This window comes from Alteraquisediminimonas sediminicola (assembly GCF_019740335.1).
In the GTDB taxonomy this organism is placed as follows: Bacteria; Pseudomonadota; Alphaproteobacteria; order Sphingomonadales; family Sphingomonadaceae; genus Alteraquisediminimonas; species Alteraquisediminimonas sediminicola.
Genome location: NZ_JAHXZS010000001.1, coordinates 352,926 through 373,392, shown reverse-complemented (window position 1 = coordinate 373,392; position 20,467 = coordinate 352,926). Strand labels below are relative to the sequence as shown.

The 20,467-nt window shown below is 59.8% G+C and carries 23 protein-coding genes; 8 read left to right on the top strand and 15 right to left on the bottom strand.

Annotated elements, in window-relative coordinates; all coding sequences use genetic code 11:
- Positions 1-14: 14 nt before the first annotated feature.
- The 15 genes from K6117_RS01950 to pyrE all read right to left on the bottom strand — a co-directional run bounded on the left by K6117_RS01950 (position 15) and on the right by pyrE (position 13,862).
- Positions 15-827, bottom strand: a complete 813-nt coding sequence (locus tag K6117_RS01950; RefSeq protein ID WP_221792079.1) for a TrmH family RNA methyltransferase — start codon at positions 825-827, stop codon at positions 15-17.
- Positions 828-836: 9 nt separating this feature from the next.
- Complete coding sequence (locus K6117_RS01945) at positions 837-1,109, bottom strand: HPr family phosphocarrier protein (RefSeq protein WP_221792078.1); 273 nt, start codon at positions 1,107-1,109, stop codon at positions 837-839.
- On the bottom strand, positions 1,106-1,513 hold the full coding sequence (locus K6117_RS01940) for a PTS sugar transporter subunit IIA (protein ID WP_221792077.1): 408 nt from the start codon (positions 1,511-1,513) through the stop codon (positions 1,106-1,108). The genes K6117_RS01945 and K6117_RS01940 overlap by 4 nt, the downstream gene beginning before the upstream one ends.
- Before the next feature lie 66 nt (positions 1,514-1,579).
- Positions 1,580-2,539, bottom strand: a complete 960-nt coding sequence (gene rapZ / locus K6117_RS01935; RefSeq protein ID WP_343211726.1) for an RNase adapter RapZ — start codon at positions 2,537-2,539, stop codon at positions 1,580-1,582.
- Positions 2,536-2,970 (bottom strand): HPr kinase/phosphorylase, encoded by a 435-nt coding sequence (locus K6117_RS01930; protein WP_221792075.1) that lies wholly within the window; start codon positions 2,968-2,970, stop codon positions 2,536-2,538. The genes rapZ and K6117_RS01930 overlap by 4 nt, the downstream gene beginning before the upstream one ends.
- Positions 2,971-3,008: 38 nt before the next feature.
- Positions 3,009-4,574, bottom strand: a complete 1,566-nt coding sequence (locus tag K6117_RS01925) for an ATP-binding protein (RefSeq protein ID WP_221792074.1) — start codon at positions 4,572-4,574, stop codon at positions 3,009-3,011.
- The gene (locus K6117_RS01920; protein WP_221792822.1) at positions 4,571-5,284 is read right to left on the bottom strand and encodes a response regulator transcription factor; all 714 of its coding nucleotides are present in this window, start codon (positions 5,282-5,284) and stop codon (positions 4,571-4,573) included. Before K6117_RS01920 ends, K6117_RS01925 begins: the two co-directional genes overlap by 4 nt.
- 98 nt (positions 5,285-5,382) lie before the next feature.
- A complete protein-coding gene (locus tag K6117_RS01915; RefSeq protein ID WP_246604756.1) occupies positions 5,383-5,664 on the bottom strand; it encodes a DUF1294 domain-containing protein in 282 nt (93 codons plus the stop codon).
- Positions 5,658-6,767, bottom strand: a complete 1,110-nt coding sequence (folP, locus tag K6117_RS01910; protein ID WP_221792073.1) for a dihydropteroate synthase — start codon at positions 6,765-6,767, stop codon at positions 5,658-5,660. Before folP ends, K6117_RS01915 begins: the two co-directional genes overlap by 7 nt.
- Positions 6,768-6,801: 34 nt before the next feature.
- On the bottom strand, positions 6,802-7,938 hold the full coding sequence (locus K6117_RS01905) for a site-specific DNA-methyltransferase (RefSeq protein ID WP_221792072.1): 1,137 nt from the start codon (positions 7,936-7,938) through the stop codon (positions 6,802-6,804).
- Between the two features lie 441 nt (positions 7,939-8,379).
- Positions 8,380-11,055, bottom strand: a complete 2,676-nt coding sequence (gene acnA / locus K6117_RS01900) for an aconitate hydratase AcnA (protein ID WP_221792071.1) — start codon at positions 11,053-11,055, stop codon at positions 8,380-8,382.
- 190 nt (positions 11,056-11,245) lie between these two features.
- Positions 11,246-12,088 (bottom strand): signal peptidase I, encoded by an 843-nt coding sequence (lepB, locus tag K6117_RS01895; protein ID WP_221792070.1) that lies wholly within the window; start codon positions 12,086-12,088, stop codon positions 11,246-11,248.
- Complete coding sequence (acpS, locus tag K6117_RS01890; protein ID WP_221792820.1) at positions 12,085-12,507, bottom strand: holo-ACP synthase; 423 nt, start codon at positions 12,505-12,507, stop codon at positions 12,085-12,087. Before acpS ends, lepB begins: the two co-directional genes overlap by 4 nt.
- Positions 12,508-12,531: 24 nt before the next feature.
- Positions 12,532-13,272 carry a pyridoxine 5'-phosphate synthase gene (locus tag K6117_RS01885; protein ID WP_221792069.1) on the bottom strand — a complete coding sequence of 247 codons (741 nt, stop codon included), beginning with the start codon at positions 13,270-13,272 and terminating at the stop codon, positions 12,532-12,534.
- The gene (gene pyrE / locus K6117_RS01880; protein WP_221792068.1) at positions 13,269-13,862 is read right to left on the bottom strand and encodes an orotate phosphoribosyltransferase; all 594 of its coding nucleotides are present in this window, start codon (positions 13,860-13,862) and stop codon (positions 13,269-13,271) included. Before pyrE ends, K6117_RS01885 begins: the two co-directional genes overlap by 4 nt.
- 182 nt (positions 13,863-14,044) lie before the next feature.
- Here pyrE and coxB point away from each other — a divergent pair, with 182 nt between their 5' ends.
- The 8 genes from coxB (at position 14,045) to K6117_RS01845 (ending at position 20,457) form a co-directional block, all read left to right on the top strand.
- Positions 14,045-15,127 (top strand): cytochrome c oxidase subunit II, encoded by a 1,083-nt coding sequence (gene coxB / locus K6117_RS01875; protein WP_221792067.1) that lies wholly within the window; start codon positions 14,045-14,047, stop codon positions 15,125-15,127.
- Positions 15,128-15,132: 5 nt separating this feature from the next.
- Positions 15,133-16,791, top strand: a complete 1,659-nt coding sequence (gene ctaD, locus K6117_RS01870; RefSeq protein WP_221792066.1) for a cytochrome c oxidase subunit I — start codon at positions 15,133-15,135, stop codon at positions 16,789-16,791.
- A 96-nt stretch (positions 16,792-16,887) separates the two neighbouring features.
- Positions 16,888-17,811, top strand: a complete 924-nt coding sequence (locus K6117_RS01865; protein WP_221792819.1) for a heme o synthase — start codon at positions 16,888-16,890, stop codon at positions 17,809-17,811.
- Complete coding sequence (locus tag K6117_RS14525; protein WP_281422085.1) at positions 17,808-17,936, top strand: hypothetical protein; 129 nt, start codon at positions 17,808-17,810, stop codon at positions 17,934-17,936. The genes K6117_RS01865 and K6117_RS14525 overlap by 4 nt, the downstream gene beginning before the upstream one ends.
- Before the next feature lies 1 nt (position 17,937).
- Positions 17,938-18,492: a cytochrome c oxidase assembly protein gene (locus K6117_RS01860; protein WP_221792065.1), complete on the top strand. Its 555-nt coding sequence runs from the start codon at positions 17,938-17,940 to the stop codon at positions 18,490-18,492.
- 37 nt (positions 18,493-18,529) lie between these two features.
- The gene (locus K6117_RS01855) at positions 18,530-19,393 is read left to right on the top strand and encodes a cytochrome c oxidase subunit 3 (protein ID WP_221792064.1); all 864 of its coding nucleotides are present in this window, start codon (positions 18,530-18,532) and stop codon (positions 19,391-19,393) included.
- 35 nt (positions 19,394-19,428) lie between these two features.
- Positions 19,429-19,809, top strand: a complete 381-nt coding sequence (locus K6117_RS01850) for a DUF983 domain-containing protein (RefSeq protein WP_221792063.1) — start codon at positions 19,429-19,431, stop codon at positions 19,807-19,809.
- A gap of 54 nt (positions 19,810-19,863) precedes the next feature.
- Positions 19,864-20,457, top strand: coding sequence for an SURF1 family protein (locus tag K6117_RS01845; protein ID WP_221792062.1), 594 nt, complete (start codon positions 19,864-19,866; stop codon positions 20,455-20,457).
- Positions 20,458-20,467 lie beyond the last annotated feature (10 nt).

The following is a 20,467-nucleotide window of genomic DNA, read 5'->3' as shown; positions in this document are numbered from 1 at the left end:
TATGCGTGGCGGCGCTATTTGGCGCGCCGCCATTGATTGATGATTTCATAGGCCATAACGGCGGTCGCCACGGCGGCGTTGAGGCTATCGGCCTTGCCCATCATCGGGATTTTGACCAGCACATCGCATTGCTGTTCATATTCCGCAGGCAGGCCGCGCGATTCATTGCCGACCAGCAGGAAGCTCGGCGCGGTATAATGCGGCTGTTGATAATCGAATTCGGTATTGAGGCTGGTGCCGATCAACATGCCCGGCCCTTGGCGCAGCCAATGGATGAAATCTTCCCAGCGCGTTTGCACGATTTTCTGGGTGAACAACGCCCCCATGCTCGCGCGCACCGCCTCGACCGAAAATGGATCGACGCAATCGTCGATCAGAATCAGGCCGCCCGCACCGGTCGCATCACCGGTGCGCAGGATTGTGCCCAAATTGCCGGGGTCGCGCATCGATTGAGCGACCATCCAGAGTGGGGCCGAGGTCCGGTCGATGCTGTCGAGCGAACAGGCCAGATCGGGGTAAACGCCGATCACGGTCTGGGCATTGTCCTTGCCGGATAGTTTTTGCAGAATATCGCGGCTGGTGAGGATCACTTCGCTGCCATCATTGGCCGCCTCGATCCGCGCGGACAGGCGCTGGACCAAGGGATGATCGGCACTGTCCTTGCTGTGGAACAGATAGCGCGGCAGATGGCCGGCCTCATCGGCCTCGGTCAGGATGCGCAGTCCCTCGGCGAGGAACATGCCTTCTTCGCGCCGATGGCGCTTTTCGCGCAACGAGCGCACCCGCTTGATCAGCGGGTTGGAAAATGCCGTGATTTCGCGGGCCAAAACCTGTCTCTATTCCTCGCCGAACTTGTCATCGACCAGCGCGACCAGCGCGGCCAATGCGGTATCTGCACCTTCGCCCGATGCGGAAATGGTGATGGTGTCACCAATCGCCGCGCCCAGCATCATCAACCCCATGATCGACGTGCCAACGACGCGGGAACCGTCCTTTTCAACCTCGATCAAGGCGGGATGGCTGGAGGCGAGGGTGACGAAACGGGCGCTGGCGCGCGCGTGCAGTCCGCGTTTGTTGCGGATTTCGACCGATTGACACAAAGCGCTCATGCTGCGGCCTCGCCAAGGACTTCGGAGGCGACGCTGATATATTTGCGCCCTGCATCACGGGCGGCGGCGACGGCAGCGCGGATGTCCATCGTCCGCCGTGCCGAGGCGAGACGGATCAGCATCGGCAGGTTGACCCCGGCAATGACCTCGATCGGATCGGTTTTCATCAGGGAAATGGCCAGATTCGACGGGGTGCCGCCAAACAGGTCGGTCAGCACGATCGTGCCTTGCCCCTCATCGACCTGCTGCACGGCGGCAAGGATTTCCGCCCGGCGCTGCTCCATATCGTCTTCCGGTCCGATGCAGATGGGAACGACGCTCGGCTGCGGGCCGACCACATGTTCCATCGCACGCACAAATTCACTGGCCAATTGGCCGTGGGTTACGAGAACTAATCCGATCATTCGACTGCTTCCATTATGTTCTCACACTGCCTGCTGATCAGGCCTGCACGCCCAAACCGATGCAATTTACAGCGACATGCTTGCATCGTTTGATTCCCCTGTTTCTGGCACATGTTCCCATGAATCGGCGGAGCCATGCGTCCCAGATGACATATCGCGATGAATTACCGTGAGCGAAAAACCTGCTGCGCGCAAGCGTCTGGCCATTTCCTCTGTCACACAGACGGATCGATGGCGGCCACCGGTGCAGCCAAAGGCAAGCGTGACCTGATATTTTCCCTGTGCGGCATAGCGCGGCAGCATGTCTTCCAGCAATGTGCCAAGCTGCCCCGTGATCGGGCCATAGCCCGCATCCAGGCGGACATAAGCGGCGACCGCCGCATCTTGGCCCGTCCGGTCGCGCAATTCGGTATCCCAATAAGGGTTACGCAGAAAACGCATGTCGAACACCAGATCGGCATTGCGTGGGACGCCGCGGGCATAGCCGAACGACATGATGGTGATGGCGAGCCGGGTCTGTCCTTCTTCGGCGAACAGGCGGCGAAGCTCCTCTTGCAGCGCATTGGTCGTGCAATCGGTCGTATCGATCAGAAATTGCGCCCAACGCCGCACCGGCAGCATCAATTCGCGTTCGCGGGCGATGCCATCGGCTGCCGGTCGGTCGAGTGAGAGCGGGTGACGGCGGCGGGTTTCCGCATAGCGGCGCTCCAGCTCGGCTCCCGCGCAATCGAGGAACAGCATGGAAATCGCCTGTTCGCCCGCCTGTGAACTGCGTTTCAGCCGGTTGACGACGTCCTCGGCGTCAAAGCCACGGGTCTGGCTGTCAAACCCCAAAGCGAGCGGGCGGCTGTCATTGGTGGAGCCGGGCAGCGGCGTTTCGAGCAATTGATTGAGCAAGGGCAGCGGGAGATGATCGACCGTTTCCCAGCCCATATCGGCAAAGGCGCGCAATGCCGTGGATCGGCCAGCGCCGGACATGCCGGTGACCAGCAAGATGCGGCGGGGTCTTGTGTCTGTTCCCGTCACGCGCATGAATTCCCGTCTTGAATACGACTTAAGCCCCATTCGACCAATATCGGCGCGGATGCTGCATATGCGTTCACCTCTATCACCGGCAATTGCTGCCCTGCAATAAAGATCGTCGCATCTTCGGCTGGCATTCGTGCCGGTTCGGGCACAAGTCGAACAACCATCGCCACCTCGCACCCCGTCAAAAAGGGCGTGGCGCAAATGCCGATGCCGCGCAGTTCGATGAGCCCTGCGATTCGATCGGGGGGGGACGCGAAAAGTCGGTCATCCTTGATCGAAAGGTCGCAATAATCATCGGCGACCAGCACCGCGCCGCGATCGATCAGGCGCAAGGCAAGGTCGGATTTGCCCGCGCCAGATGGCCCGGTAATCAGCACAGCTCTGCCATTGATGGCGACACAGCTGGCGTGGAGCGTTGGCACTGTCATCACCGCAGGTTCGTCCCGACCGGACTGTTTTGCAAGCGTTATTCCTGCGTGACCTGCGGCAATTCGACCCGAAAGCTTGCGCCGCTTTGTTCGTCGTCGCGATCATCGACGATAATATGGCCACCATGCCCTTCGATAATGGTGCGGGCAATAGCAAGACCAAGCCCGCTATGGCGGCCAAAGGACGAATCCGGGCGGTCGCTGTGAAAGCGCCGGAAGATCGCCTCGCGACTTTCACGCGGTATGCCCGGTCCTTCATCGGTGATCCGTACGGTGGCAAGCTGATCGTCCGATGCGAGCGCAATAGTAACAAGGCCATTGGGTGGCGAGAAGGATTGGGCATTGTCGATCAGATTGTGAAACATGCGGGCCAGCCGGTCCTTGTCGCCCATCACCATTGCCGTGCCTTGCTGCTGCCGCGCATAAGCGAAGCGGACGCCGTGAATGTCCTGTCGCGCCGACCATGCGCGGATCATGTCATCCAGCAGCTTGCCCAGATCAAACAGTTCAAACCGGGTGCGGGTCAGTTCGGCATCCAGTCGCGAAATTTCAGCGATATCGGTGATGAGCCGATCCAGTCGCTCCGCATCCTGACGGATGATGTCGAGCAATTGATCGCGGAATACCGGATTGTCGATCTTGCCAAGGGTTTCGACTGCAGAGCGCAGCGAGGCGAGCGGGTTTTTCAATTCATGGGTAAGGTCGGCGGCAAATGTCTCAGACGCGTCGATCCGGGTGCGCAAGGCGCTCGTCATATCGGCCACCGCGCGCGCCAAATGGCCGATTTCATCGCGGCGAGCGGGCAGGCGGGGCACGACCACGTCGCGGGCGCGGCCTGCTTTTACGCGCTCGGCGGCTTGTGCCAATATCCGCAAGGGCTGGACGATGGTGCGGGCGAGAAACAAGGACAACAGCACAGAGGATATCGTCACCCCCGCCAGCACCAACGCCAGCCGCCAGCGTTCGGAGCGGGTAGTGCGGGTGATATCACGGGCGTTTTCAGTGACGAGCATAGATAAAGCGGGATTGTCGGGCGTGGTGGCCGTGTGCAAATTGGTCGCAGACACCAGCATCGGCGTGCGATCCGGGGCGTAATGGACAAATACTTCGGTTTGGCCCGCTTGGCGTACGGCAGCAATTGCCGGCCATGCGCCGGCAGTGTCGATTGTCGGCTCATTGAACACCGGATAGCGTGTGCCACCGACGATGCGATCAAAGCTCCGGTCGAGTAAACGGGCGGCTTTGCGCTGCCATGGCTCTTCGGATGGGTTGCGCAGGGTGTAGCTGGGCGACCCAAGTTGAAAACTGTCGAGGATAAGCGTGTCGCCATCATAGAGGCGGATGCGGCGAAGATATTGCGCACCAAAACTCTGGACCAACTGAGGCCGTTTTTCCGTTGGTGCGGCGGCGATGGCGGCTGCCATCAGGCTGACCTCCCGCGCGGTGCGTTCGGTGCGTGCTTCGATCAGACGGCTGCGATAGCTGTCGAGATAGGCGAAGCTGCCCGCGAGAAACGCCAGCGCGAGAATGTTGACGACGAGGATGCGGGTCGTCAGCGACCAGCGGCCTGACCAGCGCAGGCGAAAAGAGGTATCTTCGCTCATTCCTCGTCGAAACGATAGCCGACGCCGTAGAGCGTCTCGATAGCGTCGAATTGCGGGTCGATCTGGCGGAACTTGCGGCGCAGGCGTTTGATATGGCTGTCGATCGTGCGATCATCGACATAGACATCATCCTGATAGGCGATGTCGAGCAACTGGTCGCGCGATTTGACGAAGCCGGGGCGCATGGCCAGCGCTTCCAAGATCAGGAATTCGGTGACGGTCAGCGTTACCGGCTCCCCATTCCAGCGCACTTTGTGGCGACCGGGGTCCATTTCCAGCTTGCCGCGCACCATCGGTTCCGGCTCCGGCTCGGATGGGGTTGTGCTCGTCCCCATCTGGTCGCGCGGCTGCAAGCGCCGCAGGATTGCGCGGATGCGGGCGATCAGCAGGCGTTGGGAGAAGGGCTTGGCGATATAATCATCGGCACCGAGTGCGAGGCCTAGTGCCTCATCCAGCTCATCATCCTTGGAGGTGAGGAAGATCACCGGAAAATCGGTCTTTTCCCGCAAGCGCCGCAACAATTCCATGCCGTCCATCCGGGGCATCTTGATGTCAAGGACCGCCAGTTCGGGAGGATTGTCGATCAATGCCCTGAGCGCCGCCTCGCTGTCATTATAGACGCGCACGAGGAAGCCCTCGGTTTGCAGGGCAATTGATACCGATGTCAGGATGTTCCTGTCGTCGTCCACCAGAGCAATGGTCGGGGTCATCGGATTTTCCAGGATCATCCCGCTATTCAGTGGTTGTGTGCGGCAATCTCTAGCGGATGCCGGGGTAGAGGGCAATCTATCCCCGTGCAGATAATGCGCTACCGGCTGAGGCCGATGATGAGGCCGCCCTGGAGCATGAGGATCAGCCATAAATAAAAGGAAAAGGGCTGTTTCCTTGTCTTGTGGCGAAACAAGTGGCGGGCGAGAAATGCGCCGGGCGTGCCGCCGATGGCGGCGAGCAGCAACAGGCTGCGTTCGGGGATGCGGCGTTGCCGATGGGCTGCATAAGCCTTGTCCTGCCAGAAACGCAGCATCGTCCAGAGGTTGATCGCCAATAATGCGCCGAATAGATGGAGCGGGGTGAGTGCGGGCATCAGCATTGCGGGGTGAGCGCCTCATCGCGCAGGCCTCGCCAGACGCGCAGCGCCTGCACCGTTTCCGGCACATCATGGACCCGCAGCAATTGCGCGCCTTGCATCGCGCCGAACATAGCGAGCGCGACCGAACCGCCGAGCCGTTGTTCCACCGGCGCTTCGTTGGAGAGCGCGCCGATGATCCGCTTGCGGCTCGCCCCCAACAGGATCGGACAGCCAAGGCCGTGAAATAGCGACAGACCATTCAATAATGCGAGATTATGCCGCAAATTCTTGCCAAAGCCGATGCCCGGATCGACAATCAGCCGGGCGCGGTCGATCCCTGCCGCCTCGCATGCCGCAATCCGGGCGTCGAGCCAGTCATAGACCTCGATCAACGCATCATCATATTGGGGGGCTGTCTGCATGTTTTGCGGTGCGCCTTGATAATGCATCAGGGCAATCGGGCAATTGGCCGCGCTGGCAACCGCCATGGCGCGCTTGTCATAAGTGAGGCCGGAGACATCGTTGATCAGATGCCCGCCAGCGGCGAGACCAGCCTCCATCACCGCGGCCTTGCGTGTATCAAGCGAGATAGCGATGCCGCTAGGGGCAAGGCCACGGATCACGGGTTCGATCCGGGCGATTTCATCGCCCTCCCAAACATCGGTCGCGCCGGGGCGGGTGGATTCCCCGCCAATGTCGATCATCGCCGCGCCTTGGCTGGCCATGTCGATCGCGGCGGCAATAATCGCCGGGGTGTCGCCAAGATGCTTGCCGCCGTCAGAGAAGCTGTCAGGCGTGACGTTGAGGATCGCCATCACCTGCGGCTGATCGAGCCGGATCGTGCGTTCGCCCATCTGGAGCGCGGCGCGGGGTGCGGTGAGCCTGTGTAGCACGCTCGCCACCCGATCATCGCGTTCGGACAAAATGAGGAGATCGGCCACCGGGATAAGGGCTTGCAACACCCTTTTGCCGCCAATGGCCGCGATCAGTTCGACGGCGGAGAACCAGACCAGCCCGCCTGCCAGCCGCAGCACCTGCCCATCAAGGCCGAAGGGCGCATCCACAAAGGCGGTGGGGCGCAAATAGATGCGGGCATCAGCGGGCAAAGCGGGCAGGTTACTCATGATATTTACTCGTGTGACGGGAGGGGGGCAGCGATCACGCGCCGCCCTTGGCGATCCAGTCCTTACGATATTGGTCGACCACCGTCAGCCCTTCGGGTGTTTCGACATGCCAGAAGGTCCAGCCATTGCAACTCGGCGCATTTTGCACCTTGGCGCCGATCTTGTGGATTGAGCCTGCTTCGCCGTTCATCACGAGCGAGCCATCGGCGTGGATTTCGGCTTTCCAGCGGCGCTTGGCATCGGTCAGAATCGCGCCCGCCGGGATGACGCCCGCTTCGACCAAGGTGCCAAAGGCGACGCGCGGCGCGGACTGGCGCGATGGCATGACGGTCATCGCGGATTCATCGAGCGGCAAAGTGGAATCGATGCGCTGTCGGGCGACCTTGATATATTTCGCTTCGCGCTCGATCCCGATCCAGCGACGACGCAAGCGCCGCGCGACCGCGCCGGTCGTGCCGGTGCCGAAGAACGGGTCGAGGACGATGTCGCCCGGCTTGGTGCAAGCGAGCATCACGCGATAGAGCAGGGCCTCGGGCTTTTGGGTTGGATGCGCCTTATGGCCGTCATCGTCTTTCGCCCGTTCGCCGCCCGAACAGATCGGCAGGGTCCAGTCGGAGCGCATCTGCACGTCATCGTTCAGCGTCTTCATCGCCTGATAATTGAAGGTATAACGCGATTTTTCGCCCTTGGAGGCCCAGATCAGGGTTTCATGGGCATTGGTGAAGCGGGTGCCCTTGAAATTCGGCATCGGGTTGGACTTGCGCCAGATGATGTCGTTGAGAATCCAGAAGCCTTCATCCTGCAACGCCGCGCCGACGCGGAAGATGTTGTGATAGCTGCCGATCACCCAGAAGCTGCCGTCATCCTTCAAGATGCGATAGGCTTCTTTCAGCCATGCCTTGGTGAAGGCATCATAAGCGGCGAAGGATTCATATTTGTCCCATGCGTCGTTGACCGCATCGACCAGCCCGCCTTCGGGGCGGAAAAGATCGCCGCCAAGCTGCATATTATAGGGCGGATCGGCGAAGATCATGTCGATGCACTTGTCCGGCAAGGATTGCATCGCGGCGATGCAATCATCCATCAAAATCTGATCATAAGGCAGGCGTACCCGCGCCCCAATCCGGCTGCCCTTGGCATCCAGTGTCGAAATCCGGCCCTCATGACGCATCGAAATAACCCCTGTCGTAATGTGCAATGTGAGTCCTGACACAGGCGCGACTCGCGGGTCAAGGCCGAGTCGCGAGCAGTTTGGCAGGTGTTTCTGGAGAACGAAAGGAGTCCCACACAAGGGGTTGAGTCTTGATGGGTGGGCGAGACTCAACCGGTGGTGTGGTGGCAGGAAGGGCTAAAGGGGAGAAATTTTTTGTCAGATGGGCTTCTGTGGCGTCTTTGTACTCCAGTCAGACCTTTGCACCCACCTCGTCACCCCCGCGCAGGCGGGGATCCAGAAGCGCTGACATTTGGGGATGTGGCCGAGACCAATAGGGCGGGTGTCTGGATGCCCCCTAAGCGGGCATGATGATTGATGAGGGGGGGCGCACCCATCCACACACAAAAAAGGCCCGCACTGATGTGCGAGCCTTTTTCGTTAGCGCGTTGAAGCGGTCGCTTATGCGGCCAGCTTACGCAGCACATATTGGAGGATGCCGCCGTTCAGGAAATATTCCAGTTCATTGGCGGTATCGATGCGGCACAACGCGTTGAAGGTGAAGGTCGAGCCATCCTTGCGGGTGACTTCGACTTCGACCGTCTGGCGCGGCTTCAGGCCCGCAACGTTGCGGATGGTGAAGCTGTCGTCGCCGGTCAGGCCAAGCGTTTCGCGGCTTTGGCCTTCTTCGAATTGCAACGGCAAGACGCCCATGCCGACGAGGTTCGAACGGTGGATGCGTTCGAAGCTTTCGACGATCACGGCCTTGACGCCCAACAGGTTGGTACCCTTGGCTGCCCAATCGCGCGATGAGCCGGTGCCATATTCCTTGCCCGCGATGACGACCATCGGCGTGCCATCGGCCTTGTGCTTCATCGCGACATCATAGATCGCGCCCACTTCTTCACCGTAACGCGACATGCCGCCTTCGATGCCGGGGACCATTTCGTTCTTGATGCGGATGTTGGCAAAGGTGCCGCGCATCATCACATCATGATGGCCACGACGCGCGCCATAGCTGTTGAAGTCCGACTTCGCGACCTGATGTTCCATCAGCCACTTGCCAGCGGGGCTATCGGCCTTGATCGAACCGGCAGGCGAAATGTGATCGGTGGTGATCGAGTCACCAAGGATCGCCAGCGGCTTGGCGCTGATGATGTCGCCGACCGGGGCCGGGGTCATCGACATGCCGTCGAAATAAGGCGGGTTGGCGACATAGGTCGAACCGGCGCGCCATGTGTAGGTTTCCGAACCTTCGACGTTGATCGCCTGCCAATGCGCATCGCCTGCATAGACATTGTCATAGCGGGCCTTGAACATATCGCGATCGATGCACGCTGCCATGGTGGCGGCGACTTCGGCATTGGTTGGCCAGATGTCCTTCAGGAACACGTCCTGCCCATCCTTGCCCTTGCCGATTGGCGTCGTGGTGAAATCTTCGGTCACGGTGCCTTTCAGCGCATAAGCGACGACGAGCGGCGGCGATGCGAGGAAGTTGGCGCGCACATCCGGCGACACGCGGCCTTCGAAGTTACGGTTGCCCGACAGCACCGATGCGGCGACGATGTCATTGCCGTTGATCGCCTTGGAGATCGGTTCCGCCAGCGGGCCGGAGTTGCCGATGCAGGTCGTGCAGCCATAGCCGACGAGGTTGAAGCCAACCGCATCGAGATGTTCCTGCAGGCCCGCCTTGACGAAATAATCGGTGACGACCTGCGAACCCGGTGCAAGTGAGGTCTTGACCCAAGGCTTCGGCTTCAGGCCGAGTTCGTTCGCCTTTTTGGCGACGAGACCGGCGGCAACCATCACGCCCGGGTTGGAGGTGTTGGTGCAGCTCGTGATCGCGGCAATCACGACGTCGCCATCGCCGATGTCGTGCGATGCGCCTTCGACGGCGACGCGCTTGAAACCGTCATGCTTGTAGAGCTTGGCGAGGTCGGCGTTGAACACATCGTCGACCTGGGTGAGGGCGACCTTGTCCTGCGGACGCTTTGGCCCTGCGAGCGACGGGACAACGCTGCCCATGTCGAGTTCGAGCGTGTCGGTGAACACCGGATCGGCAGCGTCGGCGAAGCGCCACAGGCCTTGCGCCTTGGCATAGGCTTCGGTCAGGGCGATCTGATCTTCGTCACGGCCCGTCAGGCGCATGTAATCGAGGGTCTTTTCGTCGATCCCGAAGAAGCCGCAGGTCGCGCCATATTCCGGCGCCATGTTGGCGAGCGTCGCACGATCGGCGAGGGTCAGGCTGTCGAGGCCCGGGCCGAAATATTCGACGAAGCGGCCAACCACGCCCTTGGCGCGCAGCATCTGGGTGGCGGTCAGCACGAGATCGGTGGCGGTGACGCCTTCCGCCAGCTTGCCGGTCAGCTTGAAGCCGACGACTTCCGGGATGAGCATCGAAACCGGCTGGCCGAGCATTGCGGCTTCTGCCTCGATGCCGCCCACGCCCCAACCAAGCACGCCCAAGCCGTTGATCATCGTCGTGTGGCTGTCGGTGCCGACGCAGGTGTCAGGATAGGCAATCGTCTTGCCGTCCTGCGCGGTGCTCTTCCACACGGCCTGTGCGATATGTTCGAGGTTGACCTGATGGCAGATGCCGGTCCCCGGAGGAACGGCCTTGAAATTGTCGAGCGACTTCGAACCCCATTTCAGGAAGTCATAACGTTCGCCGTTGCGATAATATTCGATTTCGACATTCTGTTCGAACGCCTTGGGGTGGCCGAATTCATCGACCATGACCGAGTGATCGATCACGAGATGAACCGGCACCAGCGGGTTGATCTTGCTGGTGTCGCCACCAAGCTTGGCAATCGCATCGCGCATTGCGGCGAGATCGACGACGCAGGGAACGCCGGTGAAATCCTGCAACAGCACGCGAGCCGGGCGATATTGGATTTCACGGTCCGACTTGCGGGTCTTCTGCCAATCGACGAGCGCCTGCACGTCTTCAACCGACACGGTGAAGCCGCCATCTTCGAAGCGGAGCAGATTTTCGAGCAGCACCTTCATCGAGAAAGGAAGGCGGGAAACGTCGCCCAATTTGTCCGCTGCCTTGGCGAGCGAGAAATAATCCACCGATTGACCGCCAGCGGTCAAAGTGGTGCGGGTGCCGAGCGTGTCTTGTCCGATGGCCGTCATGGCGAATTCCCCAATATTGCAGATGCGAAGAGTCGGGCGAAGCCCATAGCAAGCACGGGCCGCAGGGAAAAGGGGAAGGGACCTATTTTATCTGCATATTGGGCTAAAGTCGAAAGGCGGAACGGGAGATTTGTCTGAAACCGACGATCAGTGTCACCATATTGCAACGATCAGATCGTCATTAACCCGCTTATTCGTCGTCTTTTTCAGGGCGCAACGATAGGCCGCTACGATCCCGGCGCAGGGCGGCAAGCCATGTCTTCACCTGCCAAAAGCGGCTGGAACCATCCAGCGAAAAGGTGATGAACTCTGCCCGTCCGCCGATGCTTTCCACACGCACCGGCCCATCAAGGCCACCATGTTGGGCATCGATCCGGCTATCCGCCGAATCATCGCGGTTGTCGCCGAGGAGATAGAGTTCATCCGGCCCGAGGGTGATCGGCATGATATCGTCCGTCTCGCGGATCATGAGATCGAGCGTGTCATAGCGTACCCCATTGGGCAGGATCTCGCGCATCATCGGCAGGCGGCAGTAATGCAGTCCATCATCGCCTGTGACGCGGCGCTGGAGATAAGGCGGCTTGTCGCAGCGGCTATTGGCATCCACCGGGATCATCGCATCGGGCGCCGTCTCGCGCCGCACCGGGACGCCGTTGATGATCAATGTGCCGCGCCGCATCGCCAGCCGATCTCCGGGCAAGCCCACCACGCGCTTGATATAATCGACCGACCGGCCCTTGGGGCGCACGATCACAATGTCGCCGCGTTCGGGCAGATGGCCGAAAAGTCGCCCGTTGATGAACGGCAATATATCGAGGCTGGGCGAGACATAGGACCAGCCATAGGGATATTTGCTCACCACCAGCCGATCGCCGACGCGCAAGGTCGGCAGCATCGATTCGGACGGGATATAAAAGGGCTTGGCGATCAGGCTGTGAAAGCCGAGCACCGCCAGCAATAAGATGATGAGGCCGGACAGTTCGTGTCGGAGCGTATGGGACAGGCCCTTGCTGTCCGCTGCGGGGCTGTTCATGCGGCGTCAGGCACAATCGCGATGGGTAAGGCTTCCAGAATGACAAAGGCCTGCGCCCAAGGATGGTCATCGGTCAGCGTCAGATGCACACGCATTTCATGCCCCTCGGGCGTCATGTCCTGCAAACGCGCAAGTGCGCCACCCGCAAGCGCCAATGTCGGCGCGCCCGAGGGCAGGTTGACGACGCCAATGTCCTTCATGAACACGCCGCGCTTGAAGCCGGTGCCGACGGCCTTGGAAAAGGCCTCTTTCGCGGCAAAGCGCTTGGCGTAAGTCCCGGCGCGGGTGAACGGGCGACGTTCCGCCTTGGCGATTTCCTGCGGGGTGAAGACGCGGCGGGTGAAACGATCCCCGAACCGATCCAGCGAATGCTGAATCCGTTCGATATTACACAGATCGGAACCAAGGCCGATGATCATCGATTCCACCTCAACCGGTTCATATTATCTGGCGACGTCCATCATCCCGCGCATCCGGGCAATGGCATCGGCCAGCCCGTCGAACACGGCTTCGCCAATCAGGAAATGGCCGATGTTGAGTTCGCATAATTGCGGAATGGCGGCAATGGCGGTGACATTATCATAGGTCAGGCCATGGCCGGCATGGGGTTCGATCCCGTTGCGCGCCGCGAGCGCCGCCATTTCGGCAAGGAGGCCCAATTCGGCACCGCGTTCCGCGCCGGAAAGTTCAGCATAACGCCCGGTGTGAAGTTCCACGACCGGCGCGCCCAAGCGGATCGCGGCATCGATTTGCGCGGGTTCGGGGGCGATGAACAGGCTGACGCGAATCCCGGCATCCGAGAGTCGGGCGACAATCGGTTGAAGCGCGTCGAACTGACCTGCGGCATCAAGCCCACCCTCGGTCGTGCGTTCGGCGCGGCGCTCCGGCACGATGCAGGCGGCATGGGGGCGGTGGCGCAGGGCGATCTCGACCATTTCCTCGGTCGCCGCCATTTCAAGGTTGAGCGGAACATTGAGCCTATCCATCAGGCGAGTGATGTCATCATCGCGGATATGGCGGCGGTCTTCGCGCAAATGGGCAGTGATGCCATCCGCGCCCGCCGCCTGCGCGGCCATCGCCGCCTTGACGGGATCGGGATGATCACCGCCACGGGCGTTCCTGATGGTCGCCACATGGTCGATATTCACCCCAAGCCGCAGGTGGTTGTGCGCGGATGCGCTCATGCCGCTGCTGGTTCCGCACGGCTGCCGGGCTTGATCGCCGGGATCGCCGCCAGTTCCGGGGGCAGGGCATCGGGCGCATAGCTCGGTACATCGAGGCGGATAAGCGGGAAGAACGGGACGCCAAGGTCGGCCGAGCCATTGGAGCGATCGACCAAGGAGGCGGCGGCAATCACTTCGCCACCGGCGGCCTTGATGGCAATCATGGCCTCACGTGATGACAGGCCGGTGGTAACGACATCCTCGACCATCAGGATTTTCGCGCCCGGCGTGATCCGAAAGCCCCGCCGCAGTTCGAAGGTGCCGGTCGGGCGTTCGACGAACATCGCATCGACGCCCAAGGCCCGGCCCATTTCATGGCCGATAATGACCCCGCCCATGGCAGGGGCGATCACGGCGTTGATCTGGTTGCGGATATTTTCGGGGATGGACGCGGCCAGCGCTTCTGCGAGTCGGGCGGCGCGTGCCGGATTCATCAAAACCCGCGCACATTGCAGGTAGCGCGAGCTGCGCAACCCGGACGACAGGATGAAATGGCCTTCGAGCAATGCCTCAGAAGCCTTGAATTCAGCCAAAATCTCTTCGTTCGTCATGCGCAATCCCGTGATGCTTTATAATGTACAGGCGTGATAGGGATTGCAGTCCTTGGCTGCAACCGTCATTGGGGTTCAAATCACGACTTGAGGCGCAAAAAAACCGCGCCTATAAGCCGCGACGATTTAGACCCTGTGGAGGAGCTTCAAAACGGGGCGGAATCCCTTGAGGTGGGGGTAAGATGAAGACGATTAAAACAATGTTCATGGCGATGGCGCTGGCAGGTTTGCCGGGCATTGCCTTGGCCCAGGACCCGGCGGCAAGCGCCGCTGCTCCCGTGGCTGCTGCACCGGCTGCCGATGCCGCGACTCCTGCTGCGGCAGCGTCGCCTGAAGCTGTTGCTGCAAAGCCTGCCGCACCGGCACGTTTGGCGCCGAGTGAAATCGGTCAGCCCCATAATGCGATGATCGGCCTTCAGCCGGTCGTGACCGAGATCGGTGAAGATGGCCGCTGGATGCACAATGCTGTGCTGCTCCCGCTCATCACCATCATCTCCTTGTTTGTTCTGTTGTTGTTGTTGTGGGTTATGTTCCGGTATCGCGCTGGTGCCAATCCGAACCCCTCCAAGACATCGCACAACACCTTGATCGAAGTGATCTGGACTTTGGTTCCGATCCTGATTCTGGTGTTGGTCGCTGTGCCGTCGATCCGCCTGTTGGCGCGTCAGTTCAATCCGCCCAAGGCGGACCTGACGGTCAAGGTTATCGGCCATCAGTGGTTCTGGTCTTATCAGTATCCGGACAATGGCGACTTTGAAGTCGTGTCCAACATGCTGAAGGAAAAGGATCAGGTCGAAGCTGGCCAGCCTTATCGCACCGATCTCGATGGTCCGCGCCTGTTGGGCGTTGATGATCGCATGGTCGTGCCTGCGGGCAAGGTCATCAAACTGATCGTGACCGCAGATGATGTGATTCACAGCTTTGCCGTACCGGCCTTCTGGACCAAGATGGATGCCATTCCGGGCCGCCTGAACGAAACATGGTTCAAGGTTGATCGTCCGGGCGTGTATTTCGGTCAGTGTTCGGAACTGTGCGGCGTGCGTCATGGCTTTATGCCAATCGCCGTTGAAGTTCGCCCTGAAGCGGAATTCAATCAGTGGGTCCTGTCCAAGGGCGGCAAGTTGAAGGGGGCTGAAGCAGCCGCTGCGCCAGTCGCCGCGCCTGCCGCAGCCGCCGCTCCTGCTGCTGGCACGACACCGGAAGCAGCTGCGCCTGTCGCTGCTGCACCGGCTGCTGCCGCTCCAGCCGCTGCAACCAAGGGTTGATAGAAATGACTGATACAACAGCCACCGCTGCCCATTTCGAGGCAGCTCACGGTCATGATCATCATGACGCCGATCACAAGCCGGCTTTCTTTGCGCGTTGGTTCATGTCGACCAACCACAAGGACATCGGCACGCTCTACCTGCTTTTCGCGGTCTTCGCCGGCATTGTCGGTGGCGCGATTTCGGGCATGATGCGTCTTGAACTCGCCGAACCCGGCATCCAGTATCTGGAAGCATGGTCCGGTCAGCAGGGCGACGCTGCTCTGCATCTCTGGAACGTGTTGATTACCGCCCATGGTCTTATCATGGTGTTCTTCATGGTCATGCCTGCCGTCATCGGCGGTTTTGGCAACTGGTTCGTGCCGATCATGATCGGTGCGCCGGACATGGCCTTCCCGCGCATGAACAACGTCAGCTTCTGGCTGACGGTGTCGGCGTTCGTCCTGCTGCTCAGCTCGACCTTTGTGTCCGGTGGCATCGGTAATGGCGCTGGCACGGGCTGGACGGTCTATGCACCGCTTTCCACCAGTGGTTCGCCGGGGCCGGCTGTCGATCTCGCGATCCTGTCGCTCCACCTTGCGGGCGCAAGCTCGATCCTGGGTGCGGTCAACTTCATCACCACCATCTTCAATATGCGTGCGCCGGGCATGACCCTGCACAAGATGCCGTTGTTTGTATGGTCGGTGCTGGTCACGGCCTTCTTGTTGTTGCTGTCGCTGCCGGTGCTGGCTGCTGCCATCACCATGCTGCTGACCGACCGTAACTTCGGCACGACCTTCTATGATGCGTCGGGCGGTGGTGATCCGGTATTGTACCAGCATCTGTTCTGGTTCTTCGGTCACCCTGAAGTGTACATCATGATCCTGCCGGCCTTCGGTCTCGTCAGCCACATCGTGTCGACCTTCAGCCGCAAGCCGGTGTTCGGTTATCTTGGCATGGCCTATGCGATGGTTGCCATCGGTGTCGTTGGCTTCGTTGTGTGGGCGCACCACATGTTCACGACCGGCATGTCGGTCAATGTGAAGATGTACTTCACCGCCGCCACCATGGTGATCGCCGTCCCGACGGGCGTGAAGATCTTCTCGTGGATCGCGACGATGTGGGGCGGTTCGCTCTCGTTCAAGGTGCCGATGGTTTGGGCGCTGGGCTTCATCTTCATGTTCACCGTGGGTGGCGTGACCGGTGTCGTGCTCGCCAATGGCGGCGTCGATGACATCATGCACGACACTTATTATGTGGTGGCGCATTTCCATTATGTGCTGTCGCTGGGTGCGGTGTTCGGTCTGTTTGCCGGGACCTATTACTGGTTCCCGAAAATGTCGGGCCGCATGTACAATGAGTTCCTTGGCCATCTGCACTTCTGGGTGTTTTTCATCGGCGTGAACGTGATGTTCTTCCCGATGCACTTCCTCGGTTTGCAGGGCATGCCGCGTCGTTACCCGGATTATCCGGATGCGCAGGCATTCTGGAACGGCATTGCCACCAAGGGCTATTTCATCATGGCCGTTGGCGTGGGCATCTTCCTGATCAACATGATCTGGTCGCTGCTTGCCGGCAAAAAGGCGCCGGACAATCCTTGGGGTGAAGGTGCGAACACGCTGGAATGGACCCTGTCCAGCCCGCCGCCGTTCCACCAGTTCGAAACCCTGCCCAAGATCGACTAATCTCGGTCAAATAGGCTAAAACAGTGGCGGGCCATCTTGACCTAAGGGTTAAGATGGCCCGCTGTTTTTTTGATCCTGTCGTGCTAGATGGACATCATGTTACCTGAACCTTCAAGCAAATTGGCGTCTCCAAACGCATTGCCGATGCCTGCCGACTGGCGCGATTTTATTGCGCTGACGAAACCGCGCGTGATGACTTTGGTAGTGTTTACCGGGCTTTGCGGATTGCTGGTGGCGCCCGCCACTCTTCATCCGGTCCTCGCTTTTGCAGCTGTGCTGTGCATTGCGCTGGGGGCAGGGGCGGCAGCGGCGCTCAATCAATGGTATGAGTCGGACATCGACGCCAAGATGAAGCGCACGGCACAGCGGCCATTGCCGGCAGGGCGGATGGATCGTCAGTCGGCGCTGCATTTCGGCGTGGGCATGTCGTTCTTCTCGGTCATTTTGATGGGCGTGGCGGCCAATTGGTTTGCGGCCTTCATCCTCGCGATTTCGATCCTGTTCTATGTCATGATCTACACGGTCTGGCTGAAGCGTCGCACGGCGCAGAATATCGTTATCGGCGGGGCGGCGGGCGCTTTTCCGCCGATGATCGGCTGGGTGGCGGCAACGGGGTCGCTCGATGTGATGCCGATCCTGTTGTTCGCTCTGATCTTCTTATGGACGCCGCCGCATTTCTGGGCGCTCTCGCTTTATGTGCGGATGGACTATGCCAATGCGGGTGTGCCGATGCTGCCGGTGATCGCGGGCGAGAAGGTGACGCGCCAGCATATCGCCGTGTACACGGTGCCGATGGTCGCAGTGGCGGTGCTGCCGTGGCTATTGCACTTGACCGGCCCGCTTTATGGGATCACGGCGATTGTGACTTCGCTGATTTTCATGTGGCTTGCTTGGCGGGTGTTGATCCATCGCCCGGTGGAGGGCGATGGGATGAAGCCTGAAAAGCAGTTGTTCTTTTACTCGATCCTCTATCAGTTTATATTGTTTGGGGTTCTTGTGGTCGATAAGGTGATGCAATGAACGAATTGGAATACACCGCCGCCGTCCGTGCCCGTCAATTGGCGCGCGCAAAGGTCATGGCATGGTCGTTGGGTGCGCTGGTCGTCCTGACATTCGGTATCACCATCGCAAAAATGGGCGGTTAAGGTGACGGCGCTCGCTCAACGCAATGCGAAGACGGGGGCGTTGGCGGGCTTGCTCGCCGTGGCCATGATAGCTCTTGGTTTTGCCGCCGTGCCGATCTATCGCATTTTTTGTCAGGTCACCGGCTTTGGCGGCACGACGATGCGGGTCGCGGAATCGGCCTTGCCTGCCAAGCCTGTTGGCAAGATTTTGTCGATCCGGTTCGACAGCAATGTCGCCGAGGGTATGCCATGGCATTTCGTGCCGGAAAAATTCACGGACAATGCTGCCATTGGCGCGCGCAAAATCGCAATTTACACCGCGAAGAATCTGTCCTCTGCGCCCATCACCGGTCGCGCGACATTTAACGTGACGCCGATTCAGGCCGGTAAATATTTCAGCAAGATACAGTGTTTCTGCTTTACCGAGCAGACGTTGAAGGCCGGGCAGGAAGTGCGGATGCCGGTGACTTATTTCGTCGATCCGAAGATCATGGATGATCCGGATACGAAAGATATCAGCGAAATCACGCTTTCCTACACATTCTACCCTGTGGACCAAAGCGCATCAGGTCGCTAAGGACTTCGGGAATCACATATTACGAGGGGCATAGATAATGGCCGGAGGCAAAACTCACGATTATCACATCCTGCCGCCGAGCGTCTGGCCGCTGGCCGGTGCGGTGGCAGCGCTGGCATTGGCGTTTGGCGCGATCATGTGGATGCACGCACAGCCTTATGGCGCTGCGGTATTCTATGTCGGCGTGGCGTCACTGCTGTTTGTTTTTTACAGCTGGTGGGCGGATGTCGTCAAAGAAGCGCATTCGGGCGATCATACGCCGGTGGTGCAGCTGCATCTGCGTTATGGCATGATCTTGTTCATCGCTTCGGAAGTCATGTTCTTCGTGGGCTGGTTCTGGGCGTTTTTCGACTTCTCGCTTTTCCCGGTGCCGTTGCAGATCGCCGATGGCGTGATTACCAACGTGACGGGTCAGGAAGGCGCGGCTGCGCTCGCCGTTTTCCCGCCCAAGGGCATCGAAGTGATCGATCCGTTCGCTTTCCCGCTGCTCAACACGCTGATCCTGCTCTGCTCGGGCACGACCGTCACCTGGGCGCATCACGCGCTGCTGCATGGTGATCGTGATGGCCTGAAAAAGGGTCTGTGGTGCACGATTTTGCTCGGTCTGCTGTTCAGTTCGATCCAGGCTTATGAATATATCCACGCACCGTTTGCCTTTAAGGGTCTGAACTACAGCGCGGCATTCTATATGGCGACCGGTTTCCACGGCTTCCATGTGGTCGTCGGCACGATCTTCCTGATCGTCTGTCTGATCCGCGCCGAAAAGGGCCATTTCACGCCGAAGCAGCATTTCGGTTTCGAAGCAGCCGCTTGGTATTGGCATTTCGTTGACGTTGTTTGGCTGTTCCTGTTTGCCACCATCTATGTATGGGGCAGCTGGGGCGCGGCTCTGCACGGTTAAGCCAGTACTCTAAAGATTGAACGGTACATATTATCGTGACCAATAAAGACAGCGGTCTGTCCGGTGCCGTGATTACGGCCTCGGCGGGCCGCTGTCCGCATTGTGGGGCAGCGACATTATTCGATACGATTGTCGGATTCGCTCCCAAATGCCGCGCCTGCGGTTTTGATTTCGGCCAATTCAACGTCGGCGATGGTCCGGCTGCTTTCCTCATCCTCATCATCGGCGGGATTATTTCCGGCCTCGCGATTTGGGTTGAGTTGGCGTTCGAGCCTGCTTGGTGGGTGCATGTGTTGCTATGGGTGCCGTTGACGCTGATCGGGGTCGTCTATTCCCTTCGGTTCGGCAAGGCGCTATTGTTGATCCTTGAATATCAGCATCAGGCACGAGAAGGGCAGCTAGTCCGTCCGGATTGATGCTTGATCTTCAGTAAGGTGTGTTGGCCCGCCTTTTACGAAAAGGTATCAATCATGCGACGCATACCGTTACTCCCGACCCTGATCGTGCTTGCCGCCGTGGCCGTGATGATCGCACTCGGCATTTGGCAATTGCGCCGCGCAGATGAAAAGGCGGCGTTGCTCGCGCGTTATGAACGGGCGATGACATTGCCGCCGATTGAATATCCGGCGAATCCAAGAGATGACAGCAGCCTGTTTCGTCGCTCTGCCGGGCTCTGCCTAACGGTTGAGGGGATGATGGCGCGCGCCGGTTCCAATCAAGCGGGCGAAACCGGCTATCGTCATGTGGCGGAATGCCGTGCGGGCGGTGGCGATGCGCCGGTGATGGCCGTCGATATTGGCTGGTCGCGCAAGCCGGATAGCCCGAAATGGCGCGGCGGGCCGGTGACGGGCGTGATCGGTCCCGATCCAAAGCACCGGATCGCCTTGGTTTCCGATGTCGCTGCGCCGGGACTGGAGGCCAGCGCAAAGCCCGATATTCGCAACATTCCGAACAATCATCTGGGCTATGCATTTCAGTGGTTTTTCTTCGCGACGGCAGCGTTGATCATTTATGCGCTCGCGCTACGTCGCAGGCTGGTTGCGTTGGACGCCAATCAAGGCTAATCGCGCGAGC